Raw genomic sequence first — 14,154 nt, 5'->3', positions numbered from 1 at the left:
AACACGTTCAGCCAACCACAACTCACCCAAGTTAATTTTTATTGCGTTATATAAATGCGTTTAAAAAAACTGGGTTTGTTTGCTAGGGGTTTTTACACCTATCATCTAAAGCTTGTTTCATCTTCATTTTATAATTCAGTTCTAATTAACTTGGGTTTTATCGAAAAATCGTTGCTTGGTTTTTTAAAGCAACAAACTCAAACCCTCTAGGTTGTAGGATAGTCCCTTGTTAATTCGTAACCTTTGTAATATTGCTTTAGCTAGTACAGTGCTGGCGCTGTCAGGCTGTAAAGGCGGGATACTTGATCCAAAAGGGCAGATAGGCATTGATGAGAAAAATTTAATCATCATCGCGACCGTGCTTATGTTGCTTGTAGTGATCCCCGTTATTGTGATGACTTTATATTTCGCATGGAAATATAGAGACACACAAACTCATGAAATTTACGCTCCCAAATGGGCTCATTCAAATAAAATTGAAGCTGCTGTTTGGGCTGTTCCTATCGTTATTGTGATTATTTTAGGTGTTATTACCTGGGAGTCTACTCAAGCATTAGACCCATACAAGCCAATTGAAGGTAAAGGTAAACATCTTACTGTTGAAGTGGTGTCATTAAACTGGAAGTGGCTATTTATTTATCCTGAGCAAGGTATTGCTACGGTTAATGAATTAGTGTTTCCGGCAAATGTGCCTGTTGAATACAAAATCACTTCAGAGAGCACAATGAACTCGTTTTTCATTCCGCAATTGGGTAGTCAAATATACTCAATGGCCGGTATGGAAACCAAGCTTCACTTAATTGCTAATGAGCCAGGTACATTTAAAGGCTTTTCGGCAAATTACAGTGGTGCAGGCTTTACTGGTATGAAGTTCAACGCAATTGCCACACCTACTCAAGCTGGTTTTGATAAGTGGGTGAGTGATGTGAAAGCGAATTCAAGCGCTAATAATCTTACTCATGCAAATTATGTTGAGCTTGCAAAAGCGAGCGAAAATAATCCTGTAGCTTATTACGGTAAAGTTGAAGACGGCTTATTTCATACAATTGTTATGAAATACATGCAGGCGCATGGCGATATGAATAAAAAGCACAATGCGATGGGCGAACATGGCGAGATGGGTAAACAACATCACGCTATGGACAAGCATTCAGCGAAATCATCACACAGCCAAGGCGAGGAATAATCATGTCGTTTTTAGGCAAACTATCTTTAGATGCAATTCCGTTTCATGAACCAATTCTTGTGGTCACGATGTCGGTTATTGCAATAGCTGGGCTTATTATTGCCGGGCTTATTACAAAGTACAAAAAATGGGGCGTGCTTTGGCGCGACTGGATCACGTCTGTTGATCATAAACGCTTAGGCGTGATGTATATCTTTCTTGCATTAATAATGCTATTTCGTGGTTTTTCTGATGCCATAATGATGCGTACTCAGTTAGCACTTGCTACCAGCGGGGCGCCCGGTTATTTGCCACCAGAGCACTACGACCAAATATTTACTGCCCATGGCGTAATTATGATCATATTTATGGCAATGCCATTTATGATTGGTTTAATGAACATTATATTACCACTACAAATTGGTGCTCGCGATGTTGCATTCCCATTTTTAAATAACTTAAGTTTTTGGTTTACTGCCAGTGGCGCTATTTTAATTAATATCTCACTTGTTTTTGGTGAGTTTGCTAAAACAGGTTGGGTGGCATATCCGCCGCTTTCGGAGCTGACCTTTAGCCCTGGGGTGGGGGTAGATTATTATATATGGGCCTTACAAATATCCGGGCTCGGTACTCTTTTAACAGCTGTAAACTTTTTAGCGACTGTATTTAAAATGCGTGCACCAGGTATGACCCTAATGAAAATGCCTATTTTCACATGGACATGTACTTGGGCAAACATCTTAATTGCAGCATCATTCCCAATTTTAACTGCTGTGTTAACTATGCTAACACTGGATCGTTATCTCGATTTCCACTTCTTTACCAATGAATTGGGCGGTAACGCCATGATGTACATCAACCTGTTTTGGGCGTGGGGTCATCCTGAGGTATATATTTTAGTATTACCAGCATTTGGTGTTTTCTCTGAAATTATTTCGACCTTTGCTGGTAAGCGTTTATTTGGTTATAAATCGATGGTTTACGCCAGCGGTGCAATCTCTATTTTAGGGTTTGTTGTTTGGTTACATCACTTCTTTACTATGGGGTCCAGTGCAAACGTTAACGCGTTCTTTGGAGTAATGACCATGGTTATAGCGGTACCAACCGGCGTTAAGCTATTTAACTGGTTGTTTACTATTTATCGCGGACGTTTGCGTATCAGTGTTCCTGTACTTTGGACGCTTGGCTTTATGGTTACCTTTACTGTAGGCGGCATGACCGGTGTATTACTTGCCATTCCTGGTGCGGACTATGTATTACACAACAGCTTATTCTTAATAGCGCATTTTCATAACACTATTATTGGTGGTGCTGTATTTGGTTACCTTGCTGGTTTTGCATTTTGGTTCCCTAAAGCAATGGGCTTTAAACTGAATGAAAAATGGGGTAAAGCATCATTTTGGTGTTGGATTATTGGTTTCTTCGTCGCATTTATGCCGCTGTACGTACTTGGTTTCTTAGGTATGACACGTCGTTTAAACCACACTAATAATCCAGATTGGAACATATGGTTATACATTGCTGCAGGCGGTGCTGTGATTATTATGTTCGGTATTATTAGCCAAGTTATTCAACTATATGTGAGCTTTAGAGACCGCGAAGCGCTTGACGATACAACAGGCGATCCGTGGAACGGTCATACACTTGAGTGGGCAACAAGTTCACCTCCACAAGTGTATAACTTTGCAACTATTCCACACGTTGATGATATTGATGCATGGACCGACATGAAAGAAAAAGGTCAAGCATATTTAGATAAAGCTAATTACAGCCCTATTCATATGCCTAAAAATACATCTGCTGGTGTGCTAATGGCGGCAAGTTTAACTGTATTTTGTTTTTCAATGATTTGGCATATTTGGTGGTTAGCTGTTGTTGGATTAGTAGGTGGAATTGCCATCTTTATCAAACGTTGTTACACAAACGATGTTGATTACTATATTCAACCAGATGAAATAGCACGAACAGAGCAGGCTTATAATTTAAGTGGCGCTGGTCAAAAAAGTACTATTGCTAACGAGAATAAGGAGCTAAACGCGTGAGTACACTATCTGCAAATGTAGGGTCTGCAAATTTAGACTCAGTATCTCATGATGCTCACGAGCATGAGCATGAGCATGAGCATCATGATACGTCTGGCGATACCGTATTTGGCTTTTGGTTATATTTAATGACCGATTGCCTATTATTTGCTTCGTTTTTTGCCACTTACGCCGTGTTATTTATGAACACGGCAGGTGGTGTATCAGGTAAAGATATTTTCGAACTCGATTTTGTAGCAGTAGAAACTGCTGCACTACTTATTAGTAGTATTACTTTTGGCTTTGCCATGCTTGCCGCTCAAGGGCAAAAAAAGGCACTTACCTTAACATGGTTATTTGTTACGTTTTGTTTAGGTGCTGTGTTTATTAGTATGGAAATATACGAATTTCATCACCTAATAGTGAACGGGCATGGTCCGCAACATAGTGCTTTTTTAACATCGTTTTTCTCATTAGTTGGCTTGCACGGTTTGCACGTAACCGCAGGTTTAATATGGATGACAATAATGATGATTGAAGTTGCTAAGCGCGGTCTTGGCAAGCCAACTATTACGCGTTTAAGTTGCTTGAGCCTATTTTGGCACTTTTTAGATGTTGTTTGGATTTGTGTATTTACCGTTGTTTATTTAATGGGAGCAATGTAATGAGCCACAGCGAATCGCATTCATTAAAGCAAAGTGATCATCACGATGAGTCTCACGGCAGTGTTAAAAGTTACCTAATTGGCTTTGTGCTATCAGTTATTTTAACAACTATTCCATTTTATATGGTTATGAGTGGTGACTTTTCAAAAGTAACAACGCTTTGGAGCATTGTTACTTTAGCTATCGTACAAATTTGGGTGCATTTAAAATACTTTTTACACCTTAACTTTACGACTGCAAATGGTCGAGCAAGTACTTTCTCATTCCTATTCAGTGCCCTGATTATCGTAATGGTTGTTGGGTTATCTGTTTGGATCATTTATGAATCTAACGCAATGATGATGTACTAGGAGTTGAAGATGTTTCGTCGTTATTTATCAGTGACAAAGCCAGGTATTATTATGGGGAATTTAATCAGCGTAGCGGGTGGGTTTTTACTTGCCTCGCGAGGTGACATAGATCCATGGTTAATGGTTGCCACGTTAATTGGCTTATCGCTCGTAGTTGCATCGGGTTGTGCTATCAATAATGTAATTGATAGAGATATAGATGTAGCAATGGCACGTACTCGTACACGTGTAACTGTAACTGGCGAAATGTCTGCTAAGGCTGCACTTAGCCACGGTGTTTTATTGGGTATTGTAGGTTTTGGGTTATTAATTGCTTTTACTACTCAAGCCGCCGTGTTTTTTGCAGCCTTTGGTTATGTTATTTATGTAGGGGTTTATAGCCTCTACATGAAACGTAACTCAGTATATGGCACTTTTGTAGGCAGCCTTTCTGGCGCTGTACCACCAGTAGTTGGTTACTGCGCCGTGACAGGGCAGTTCGATATGGGCGCATTAATACTGCTAGTTATGTTTAGCTTGTGGCAAATGCCGCACTCTTACGCTATCGCTATTTTTCGCTTTAAAGATTACCAAGCTGCAGGTATTCCTGTATTACCCGTAGCGCAAGGTATTGATAAAGCAAAGCGCCATATCGTGCTTTATATTGCCGTATACGCATTAGTGGTGATGTTACTGCCAATTACGGGCTACACAGGAGCTGCTTTTATGGCTGTTGCTTGTATTACCAGCTTTTGGTGGTTGCTAATGGCGCTACGTGGTTATCGTCGTAATATTGATATGAGTAGCTGGGCACGTAAAGTGTTCGCATTTTCAATTATTAATATTACAGCGTTAAGCATTGCTATGGCTGTTGACTATCATAGCGTTGCTCCACAGCTATTAACGCTGACCTAATTTAAAATTTTTGACTATTCCAAAGTTAACCCAAAGGCTCGAAAGAGCCTTTTTTTATGCCTAAAATAGCTGTGCAATAGAGCGCTTATTGGCAAGTTCTAGGCTTTGTTTTATACGTGCTCTTACCTCAGGTGATTTATTTTGGCTTAGCTTAAAGTTTCCATTCCAATGAGTGGGAGTAAATTCTATAAAGCTTAAATGTTGATACATTGCTTGGCGATTGCTTTTGGGCACGTCAGTAATGCTCCACATTGGCGTAAAGCCTTGCTCAAAATGGCTCGTTAATTGCCGCATTATTTTGTCTTTCTCATTATCGCTTTCAATAACATTCACATTTGCAGTTACTTGTACTGATGAATAAAGCCAGCTCGGCAGTGTTTTATTATTACTATACGAGGGAGATAGATAACAGTTATCGCCACTAAATAGTAATTTTACTGACTGTTTATCACATTGCGCTAGCGGGTTATGTTTTGCTACGTGAGCAATAAATACATTACGTGAGTGCTCATATAAGACAGGTACTTGGCATATATTATTTAAGTCACTTTGCGAGCAGGGCATTAAAATACTCGCTAGAGGGAATTGCTCAACTAATGCCTGCAAACGTTCAATATTATGTTCTTGAAAATGTGTAGGTGGGTACATTAAAGCTTCTCCTCTAACTGCAACTTAATACTCTGCCAATGCTCGTCAATAATGCTAAATTTTGCAGTGCTTCTGTAACTTCCATCACTTAGCAATCTATCTTTATGGGCTATACCTTCAAATCGGGCGCCTAGTCGAGTAATTGCATTTCGAGATTTTTGATTTTGTGCGTGAGTATTAAATGTTATTCGCACTAAATTCAACGCGTCAAAAGCATAGCTAAGCAGTAAATATTTAGTGTGAGTATTAATATAAGTTTGCTGCCAGTGATGGCTTATAAATGTATGACCAATTTCAGCATTTAAGTTATGTGTATCTAATCTAAATAGTCGTGTAGTGCCTACAACCTCTTTGCTGGCTATGTCTATTATGGCAAATACAATTTGTTCTTTTTTATTAAATTGTGCACTTGTAGTAAACCATTTCTTTAACTGTTCGGGTGTTTTTGTATAGTTGCTTAATACCCATTCCCATATTTTTGGATGTTGCCCAGCTTTATATAAGCCGTTTAAATGCTCATAATTTAATGGCTCTAAAATGACCTTATTTGTTTTATGTATCTGTTGAGTAAACATGTTGCCTCTAAGCTTTGCTATTTACGAACAACAAATGTACGCTTATTTGGTTTAGTAAAAACAACCAGAATTGGCTTTTTAGCTATACCAGTTATAAAGGAATAACATGCAACCGCTTAATATTGAATTTAATAACTCAAACAAAGCTAAGTACTTACAAGTTGCAGATGCTTTGCGCGGTTCTATCGTAAAGGGAGATATTGCACCTGGTACAAAACTAAGTTCTGCTCGAGTTATGGCGCAAACGTATAAGTTAAACCGTCATACAATAATGAACGCATTGCAGTTATTAGTAGCCGAAGGATGGCTAGAGTCCCATGAACGCTCTGGGTATAGCGTCACTCAAACACTGCCAATTCAAAGCAGTGTTAACTGTGAGCACACGCCAGTTTTAACACCAAAACCTTATAAATTTGCTACAGAGTTAGCCGTGCCTGTTCCAGCAATGAATTTAAAAGACTACGTATATAATTTCGCAGGCGGGCTTCCTGATTTAAATAGCTTTCCCTATAAAGAATTTAAACGCTCTATGAGCCATGTATTTAATCATTTAGATACCAGTAAACTTCATTATGGTGATATAGGTGGAGTGAGTGAGCTAAAAGCTCAGATAAGTGATTACTTACATAAAACTAGAAATTTAAAAGCATCAGACTTACTTGTATGTAATGGCTCACAAGAAGCTTTATTTTTAATTTCAAAGGCATTTATAAGTAAAGATGACTTCGTAGCCGTTGAAACTTTAGGTTACCCGCCAGCACGCAAAGCCTTTGCTGCTTGTGGCGCGCAATTAATAGATATAAAACAAGATGAATGTGGTTTATGTGTTGATGATTTAAAAGCGCAACTTAAACGATATCCAATAAAAATGCTCTACTTAACCCCGCTGCATCAATACCCAACTACCGTTACGCTTTCGCCTACAAGGCGCATGCAAATTTATCAATTATGTTATGAGTATGGCGTAATGATTGTAGAGGATGATTACGATCACGAGTTTCATTATCGCTGTCAGCCATTACAGCCTATGGCTGGGGACGATCCCGCTGGGATTATTATTTACTTATCTACATTTTCTAAAATCATGTTCTCAGGCGCTAGAATTGGCTATATTTGTGCAGCTCCTGAAGTATTAGCACAGTTAACCGCATGGAAGCAGTTAATGAATCATAAAAATGATGTGGTTATGCAGCTAGCCGTTGCGCACTTTATGCAAGAAGGTGGATTTGAGCGCCACTTAAAACGCATGACTAAACACTATAAACAACGTTATGAAGCAATGGACAACACGTTGGCGCTGCTGCAATCACAGGGTTTACCAATAGAGTATAAAAAGCCAGATGGCGGCATGGCAATGTGGGTTAACTTAAATAAAAATACGAGCAATATAAAACAAGCAATGCAAAGTAAAAGCCTATATTTACAAGCAGAATCTGAGTTTTACTTTGCTGATTCAGTGAGAAGTTTAATGCCTAAGCAATATAGTTATGTTCGCTTAGGCTTTGCAGGACAATCAGTTGAGGCAATGAAGCAAGGGCTCAAACTAATCACTGAATATAAGTAACTAGATACCATTAACTATTTCTTAAAATCATCAGCATTGTAATAAAGTGGTTTAAGCGTGCCGCAATTAATAAATTTATAGGTAAGCTCATTTTCAGCTGGGACACGTTTTGAGGTACGAAGTTTTTGCATACACGCATTAACTAAATCGACAAAAATAAGATGGTTATAGCTCGGCGCTTTTTGAATTTTATGAATATAAATACGCTCAGTGCCGCTTAGTGTAATCATGTCGTAGTCTTGCCATTGCGATGATTCACTTAAATCTTTTAGTTCTCTGGCATACAGCTGCTTACTCAAGACCAACTCTTTTTTTGAATAAATTAAACTACCACCTTGTTGATAATCACCCTCGTAAATATCGGCAATAATCGTAATTTCTTCACCACGCATTAAATGCTGAATATTAAACGCTTGTGGCTTTACGGTGATTAACTCGGCATTTCTAACAAAGCCTAAAAATGGAACATCGGGGTTTCCTATTTTATAAACAACTTGCACATCATTGGGTAAATTATAGGTGGGTAAATTCATTGCAATAATAGACGAGCCTTGATTAACCAAAGCCATAGGGTGCTCAGCATTGTAAGCGGGGTCTACCGGTGGAAGTTCTGCTTTTTCTTCTTCAGCTGCGGCAAAGCCACTTAAAGTGATTAGTAATAAAGTAAGTAGTAAGCGCATTATAATCTCAATTAATTTATGAGCTTAAATTGTAGTATAAAAATATATATTACATTGAGTTAATTACACTTAATACTTAACTGCAAAGGATTGTATAAAAGGCTCAAATGAGCCTTTTATACAATTTCAAGGTAATTTCAAGGTAATTTCAAGATGGTTTCAAGGTAATCTCAAAGCGACATTAAAATAATGGCGACTAAATAAGCACTACTTAATTGCTTTTTTTACTTCTCGCCAATCTATTATTTTAAAGTTTTGAGGCTGCTGTGGCATACGGTTATAACCATCTTGTACAACTAAAATACCTTCAGGATAACCCGGAAGAGACTTAGATGTTACTGTTAACCCGTCGGTTTCTGATGTGCCATCAATACCATTAACCAAATCACTTATTACACTAAACTTACCTGCAAACTCTAAGCTAGGTGTTTTAATGCCCGCAGTACCATTCTTTATTTTATACAGTACGTAGCTGTTATCACCTTGGCTCGAAACAACTAAATAACGTGTTTTGTCGCTGTGGTAAATTTCCATACCTTCAACATCATCAACAAGTTGCTCATTTATGCCTTGTAGCATAACCGGTGTACTTCCTGCCGTTGGCTCTGCACCTATAAACCAAATACCGGCATCTTCTTCGCCTACAAATAATTGTCCTAGTGCATCATCTGCACTACAGCCTTCTGGTTGGCTTGGTAGGTTAAACTCGCGAACAAGCTTGCCTGTTATTTTTTCGTTATTCTCAATGATTTTATATTGCTGATACAGCCCCGATTTATCATTTACAAATACATAGTTCCCCGTATTTGACGAGTACATACATAAGCCATAAATTTCATCAAGATTGGTAGGAATATCAGTAATGTACTTCACATTATTATTAGCTTGTACTGTAAATACACTAATACCATTAAGTGTTCGGTTACTGGCGGTTATTAATGTATTGGTACTGTTTTTAATGGTGCTATTTTGTCGCAGGTCCACGTTATTTAAACGACCAACTTCAAGTGACTGTTCAAGCTTGCCATTTAGGCTATATACCATTAGTCCACGGCGTTTATCAGTGCCTAAAATTAAGCTGTTTGCTGCATTTTTAGGGTTAACCCAAATTGCCGGATCGTCTGCTGCATCACCAAATGCTTGAACGGGGGCTGTTTGTGCACTTGCCTTTATTTGAGTGATTGATTGAGTGTTGGTTTTTAATGGTTTTTTGATAGGTGTTACAGGCAATGTACTTTTAATATAAGCGCCTGTTTCGTCGTTATACAGCACTGCCGTTGCCGCGTTGTTACTTGTGTAATTTACCGCTACCGATTCCAAGCTCAAGTCACCATTTAACATCCAGTTATTAAACGCTTTGCCAATTGGATCATAAGCATACACAGTATTGTTTTTGGTACTAGTAAACCAAATCATACCATCTTGCGAAGCCGAAATAGCTCCTAGTTCACTGTGTAACTTTCCAAAGGGTGCGACTAAAGCAATCGGTTTTTTATCTGCTTGCGATTCCGCGTTCGCGTTTATTGCCCAAATGCCTACTTCGCTTTCACTTACATATAAGGTATTTGTTGTTGTACTTACAGCACAACCCGACGCCTCACTAACGCCAGAAAATTCACGTAAATTTACGTTAACCGCTTTATTATTCGCTGTATCAAAAACAATAGTTTCAGTAATTAGCCCGCGTACATCAGGTACAAATGCTGATATTGATTCACTCGCTTTATTAGCAAATAAACACACTGTATCGGGTTGTGCTTGTGGTGGATTAATACGTGTTAGTTCAGTTGTATTCCAGGCACTTTGAGTGTGTTCAAGATTAAATATAACAACGTTATCTTGATTGTTATCAATAGTTGCAACCAAAAATGAGTGTGCTGTTAGCTTAGTGACAGCAAGCGCTTCAAAGTTACCTTTTTTTATAATGCTGCTTTGTTGCGTTTCACTTTCAACTAACACTAAGCCTTTGCTTTCGCTTGCTAGCAACCAATTGTTATTATTTAACCATGCCGCTTGTGAGCCTTGCATGTTATCTGTTGGACCAAATTCAGTACTATTAATGACTACTTTATCGGGTGTGTTTTTTACTGCCGTATTTGTAGTCACGTTACTATTGCTACACGCACTTAATGTACTGAGCACTAAGCTACTTACAATTAAGCTAATAGATGTTTTTAATTTAAAGTTCATGTTGTAACCTTTTATTGGTCAAAGCGCTTTTGAGTGCTGTAACGCACTTCGCCTTTATAGTTAATAGCCGTTGCTTTTAGTGCTTCATTGTTAATCGAAAAGCTTAAAAGTCCTGGTGTAGCTTCTGCAAAACGCGTAAATTCACGTTGTTTTACGTAACGCGCTTCGCTACCGCCACCAGATACAAAGTGGTCGAGTTTACTGCCATCTATTTGGTTATGTTGCAGGTCATGTTCGTGTCCTGCTATGTATGCTTGCACACCATTTTGCTCAAATATGGGCTCGAGTAAATTACGTAAACCTTCAGTAAGTCCGTAACGTTTTCCACTGCTATAAAGTGGGTGATGACCAACCACTATTTTCCATCGTGCTTGGCTATTTTCGAGCTGGCTATTTAACCATGTTAATTGCGCTTGGCTGTTTTGCCCTTGAGTTGCTTTGTATTTTTCGCGTGTTTTGTATTCAGGATTTAAAGTATTAGTGTCTAAAAACACCATTAATATCTGCTCGCCACCTTTTAAAGTAAAGGTTTTGCTGTAATAGCGTGCAGGTAAATTCCAGCGCTGACTTTTTTTACTGTAATCAAGTTGTGCTTGCGCATTACCTAAATAATCATGATTACCCAGTACTACATACCAAGGCTCAAATGTATGTGGACCATGGTAAATATCTTCATAGGCACTTTGCCAAAGCGGGTCGTTAACACTTGCCACGCCATTGGGATAAAAGTTATCGCCAGTTGAAATAGTAAAATCACCATCCGTTTGAAACATCGCTATTTCTAACTGGTGTGCTACGTCTTTTTGATAAAAGTGCCCGTTATGACCCCAATCACCAATAACCGTAAAATTTAAGCTCTTAGGCAGGACCGTCAAGTTGGCAATTTTTTGTTGCTCGTATAATACATCGGTGTACGTTACGTTTGCCAATACGCTTTGTATACTGCATAAGCCAAGTGTTATTAGCAGTAATGTTTTTTTTATCATTATTGTTCTCCCATGTTTGGTAGCGCTAAATAAAGTGATTAGCACTACCTCATAAACTTATTTAAAACGCGTAACGCAGCATAAGTTGATAAACTGGTCCCGCTTCTTCAGACTCAATTTCGTACTCATCAAAGCTTCTACTAAACTGATCTTCAACGGTATCAAATTTATTGAAGGTTTCGTCTTTACTTGCATCAAGTAGGTTTGAACCCACCAAGCGTAGCGTTACATCTTCCCAACGTTTTTCTAAAAACACTTCAAAGTCGGCACTGTAAGACGTAGTGATTTCTTCACCTACAATACGTCCATAGGCATCACCTTGCTTGCGGTAAGTTACGCCAAATGCAGCTTTGAGTTCGGGTAAGTCTTGAATAAACCCAACGTTATAAACGTAGTCTGATTGGTCGTTAAATTTGCGAGTTCCAAAAAAATCGGTTACTTCACTATCAAGCCATGAGTAGTTTAAAAATACACCCGTATTAGGCATGCTAAATGCGCCAAGTGGAGTAGATAAATCAAGCTCAACGCCTTTAACATTACCATCGCCTGTGTTGCGTGGTTGCAGTACAAATGTACCTTCGCCCTCAGAGCCTTCTTGTCCTGTATTTGCTATTTCTATTAGGTCATTTACTTTGCGATAAAATAAATTAATACCTACGACGCCACTTTTTCCTAAGCGATACTCGTAGCCTAAGTCCATACCCCAAGCTGATTCTGGTTTTAATTCAGGGTTCCCTAGTTGGTCGTTATCGCCAAGCTCTTTTTCGATAAGTGCCGGCGTTAAAAAATCAAACTCAGGGCGGCGTAAACTACGCGCAATCGATGCACTTATACGCCCATTTTCGCTAACGTTATAACGAAAGTGTGCCGAGGGGAGGATAAAGTCGTAACTATTATTTTCGGTCACGCCAATTGTTTTATCATTAATTTTAGAATCGGTAGACTCCCAGCGAACGCCCAGCTCCCAAGCAAATAAATCATCTTTGTGCTTAACAAGGGCAAATAAGTCAAAGCGATCTTCTTCTAAAGTATTTACACCACCAGTAACCGCTTCGTACTCGCTATTAAATGCAGCAAGCGTTAAAGGTGTTGCTGCGTATTGATCCCAACTGGTAAGTGCAAGTTCTAATTCGTTTTGCGATTCTAAAATTTCACTGTCGCGTTTTTTATTTTGTAAAAATGCACCAAACTGAATTTCTTTGCTGTCACCCCAAGGTTGGCTGTGTTGCCACTGTAGAGTCCATTCTTTATCATCTATTTCACTTTTAGTTTGCTCTTCTTCAAATATCATGGGCAGCTCTGAGGTATCTAATTCGACTTCTTCCTCATAAACAGACTCTTCAAACCTAGCAAAGCCAAATTTAAACTTACTTGTGCCACTTAGTAGTGGAAATTCATAAGCGGTATTGATGTTGTAATTAGTTTGGTCAATATATTTAACATTGGCATTATCTGTTTCTAAGTTACCGCCATTTACAATATCGTTATTGGTTGCAGTTGGGTCGTTGTATTCAAATGAACGTTCATCCTCAGTACGCTCTGTATCAACCCACATAGCGCTAATATTAAACTGACTATCGTCGTCAAAAACAATTTCGTAGCTGGAGTTAAGTGACGTGTCGTCGCCATCGCGAGTGTCAGATTGGTCTTCGCGGTTATCAAATTCTTCTGTTTGAAAATTTATATTGTTTTCAGGGCTATCGCCGTAGCGCAAACTAGTTTTTTGTTTTGGGTTATATCTGCCTTGTAAATTTGCACCAAGTAATAAGCGCCCACCAGCAAATTCAGTACCGTACACTGCAGCTAAGCTTTCTTTAAATTCACCATCATCATAAAACAAGCCACCAGCACGCAAGTAACCGCCATCTAAACTGTAACCATCGCGCAATACAATATTTAATGTGCCCGCAATAGCATCGGCTGAGCGGTTAGCACTTGATGAGCGAATAATTTCAACGCGTTCAATTAACTCAGCCGGAATTCGGTCAACAAAAAATGAACGATCGGCACCAGCGCCAGGTACTTCTTCACCGTTTATAAGCACCTTTGTATAAGCAGGGCTTAACCCCCGCATACGTGCACCATCCGATTCAAGTACATCCGATAAAAATGTAACACTGGGTACTCGTTTTAATGCATCGCCTGCGGTTAAAGGTTCAAAACGTTGAAAGTATTCTTGTGAATATTCTAAGGTTGGTGCGAGTTCGTCAGAACGGTTTCTGTAACCAATTTCACCATATACAACAATTTTGTCAGAAACTTCGATATCTTTTTTTGTAGTTTCTTTTGCATCATCTTCTGCATAAGCCGTTAAATTACATAAGGCTAATGCGGCTACCAGTACTTTTATTTTAAAGTGTTTCATTGTATTTGCTCTTGGTTATTACTGGGTTGTTTCTTGGTATGGCGAGCAAGC

General features: G+C 38.9%; 12 protein-coding genes. 6 read left to right on the top strand and 6 right to left on the bottom strand.

Annotated features, from left to right (window positions below):
* Positions 1 to 226 precede the first annotated feature (226 nt).
* From cyoA to cyoE, 5 genes are read left to right on the top strand one after another with little or no spacing between them, the layout of a single operon-like run.
* Positions 227 to 1,186 carry a ubiquinol oxidase subunit II gene (cyoA, locus tag I6F65_RS02835; protein ID WP_024610682.1) on the top strand — a complete coding sequence of 320 codons (960 nt, stop codon included), beginning with the start codon at positions 227 to 229 and terminating at the stop codon, positions 1,184 to 1,186.
* Between the two features lie 2 nt (positions 1,187 to 1,188).
* On the top strand, positions 1,189 to 3,207 hold the full coding sequence (gene cyoB, locus I6F65_RS02830; RefSeq protein ID WP_024610681.1) for a cytochrome o ubiquinol oxidase subunit I: 2,019 nt from the start codon (positions 1,189 to 1,191) through the stop codon (positions 3,205 to 3,207).
* Positions 3,204 to 3,851: a cytochrome o ubiquinol oxidase subunit III gene (gene cyoC / locus I6F65_RS02825; RefSeq protein ID WP_197111492.1), complete on the top strand. Its 648-nt coding sequence runs from the start codon at positions 3,204 to 3,206 to the stop codon at positions 3,849 to 3,851. The genes cyoB and cyoC overlap by 4 nt, the downstream gene beginning before the upstream one ends.
* Complete coding sequence (gene cyoD / locus I6F65_RS02820) at positions 3,851 to 4,201, top strand: cytochrome o ubiquinol oxidase subunit IV (protein WP_024610679.1); 351 nt, start codon at positions 3,851 to 3,853, stop codon at positions 4,199 to 4,201. Before cyoC ends, cyoD begins: the two co-directional genes overlap by 1 nt.
* Before the next feature lie 9 nt (positions 4,202 to 4,210).
* Positions 4,211 to 5,095: a heme o synthase gene (cyoE, locus tag I6F65_RS02815; RefSeq protein WP_024610678.1), complete on the top strand. Its 885-nt coding sequence runs from the start codon at positions 4,211 to 4,213 to the stop codon at positions 5,093 to 5,095.
* A 60-nt stretch (positions 5,096 to 5,155) separates the two neighbouring features.
* Here cyoE and I6F65_RS02810 read toward each other — a convergent pair whose 3' ends face one another.
* Positions 5,156 to 5,743 carry an FMN-binding negative transcriptional regulator gene (locus I6F65_RS02810; protein WP_197111491.1) on the bottom strand — a complete coding sequence of 196 codons (588 nt, stop codon included), beginning with the start codon at positions 5,741 to 5,743 and terminating at the stop codon, positions 5,156 to 5,158.
* On the bottom strand, positions 5,743 to 6,318 hold the full coding sequence (locus I6F65_RS02805) for a GNAT family N-acetyltransferase (protein WP_197111489.1): 576 nt from the start codon (positions 6,316 to 6,318) through the stop codon (positions 5,743 to 5,745). Before I6F65_RS02805 ends, I6F65_RS02810 begins: the two co-directional genes overlap by 1 nt.
* Positions 6,319 to 6,424: 106 nt before the next feature.
* Here I6F65_RS02805 and I6F65_RS02800 point away from each other — a divergent pair, with 106 nt between their 5' ends.
* Positions 6,425 to 7,882 (top strand): PLP-dependent aminotransferase family protein, encoded by a 1,458-nt coding sequence (locus I6F65_RS02800; protein ID WP_197111487.1) that lies wholly within the window; start codon positions 6,425 to 6,427, stop codon positions 7,880 to 7,882.
* A gap of 14 nt (positions 7,883 to 7,896) precedes the next feature.
* On the opposite strand, the gene I6F65_RS02795 is transcribed toward I6F65_RS02800, so the two are convergent.
* From I6F65_RS02795 to I6F65_RS02780, 4 genes are all read right to left on the bottom strand, one after another.
* On the bottom strand, positions 7,897 to 8,562 hold the full coding sequence (locus I6F65_RS02795) for a hypothetical protein (protein WP_010555183.1): 666 nt from the start codon (positions 8,560 to 8,562) through the stop codon (positions 7,897 to 7,899).
* A 207-nt stretch (positions 8,563 to 8,769) separates the two neighbouring features.
* Positions 8,770 to 10,752, bottom strand: a complete 1,983-nt coding sequence (locus tag I6F65_RS02790; protein ID WP_197111485.1) for a phytase — start codon at positions 10,750 to 10,752, stop codon at positions 8,770 to 8,772.
* Positions 10,753 to 10,763: 11 nt separating this feature from the next.
* Positions 10,764 to 11,738, bottom strand: a complete 975-nt coding sequence (locus I6F65_RS02785; RefSeq protein ID WP_024610676.1) for a metallophosphoesterase — start codon at positions 11,736 to 11,738, stop codon at positions 10,764 to 10,766.
* Between the two features lie 61 nt (positions 11,739 to 11,799).
* The gene (locus I6F65_RS02780; protein WP_197111483.1) at positions 11,800 to 14,103 is read right to left on the bottom strand and encodes a TonB-dependent siderophore receptor; all 2,304 of its coding nucleotides are present in this window, start codon (positions 14,101 to 14,103) and stop codon (positions 11,800 to 11,802) included.
* Between the last annotated feature and the right edge of the window lie 51 nt (positions 14,104 to 14,154).

The sequence above is a fragment of the Pseudoalteromonas sp. SWXJZ94C genome, from assembly GCF_015864385.1.
Classification (GTDB): domain Bacteria; phylum Pseudomonadota; class Gammaproteobacteria; order Enterobacterales; family Alteromonadaceae; genus Pseudoalteromonas.
The sequence above is the reverse complement of the archived record's forward strand: the minus strand, read 5'-3'. Positions and strand labels throughout refer to the sequence as shown.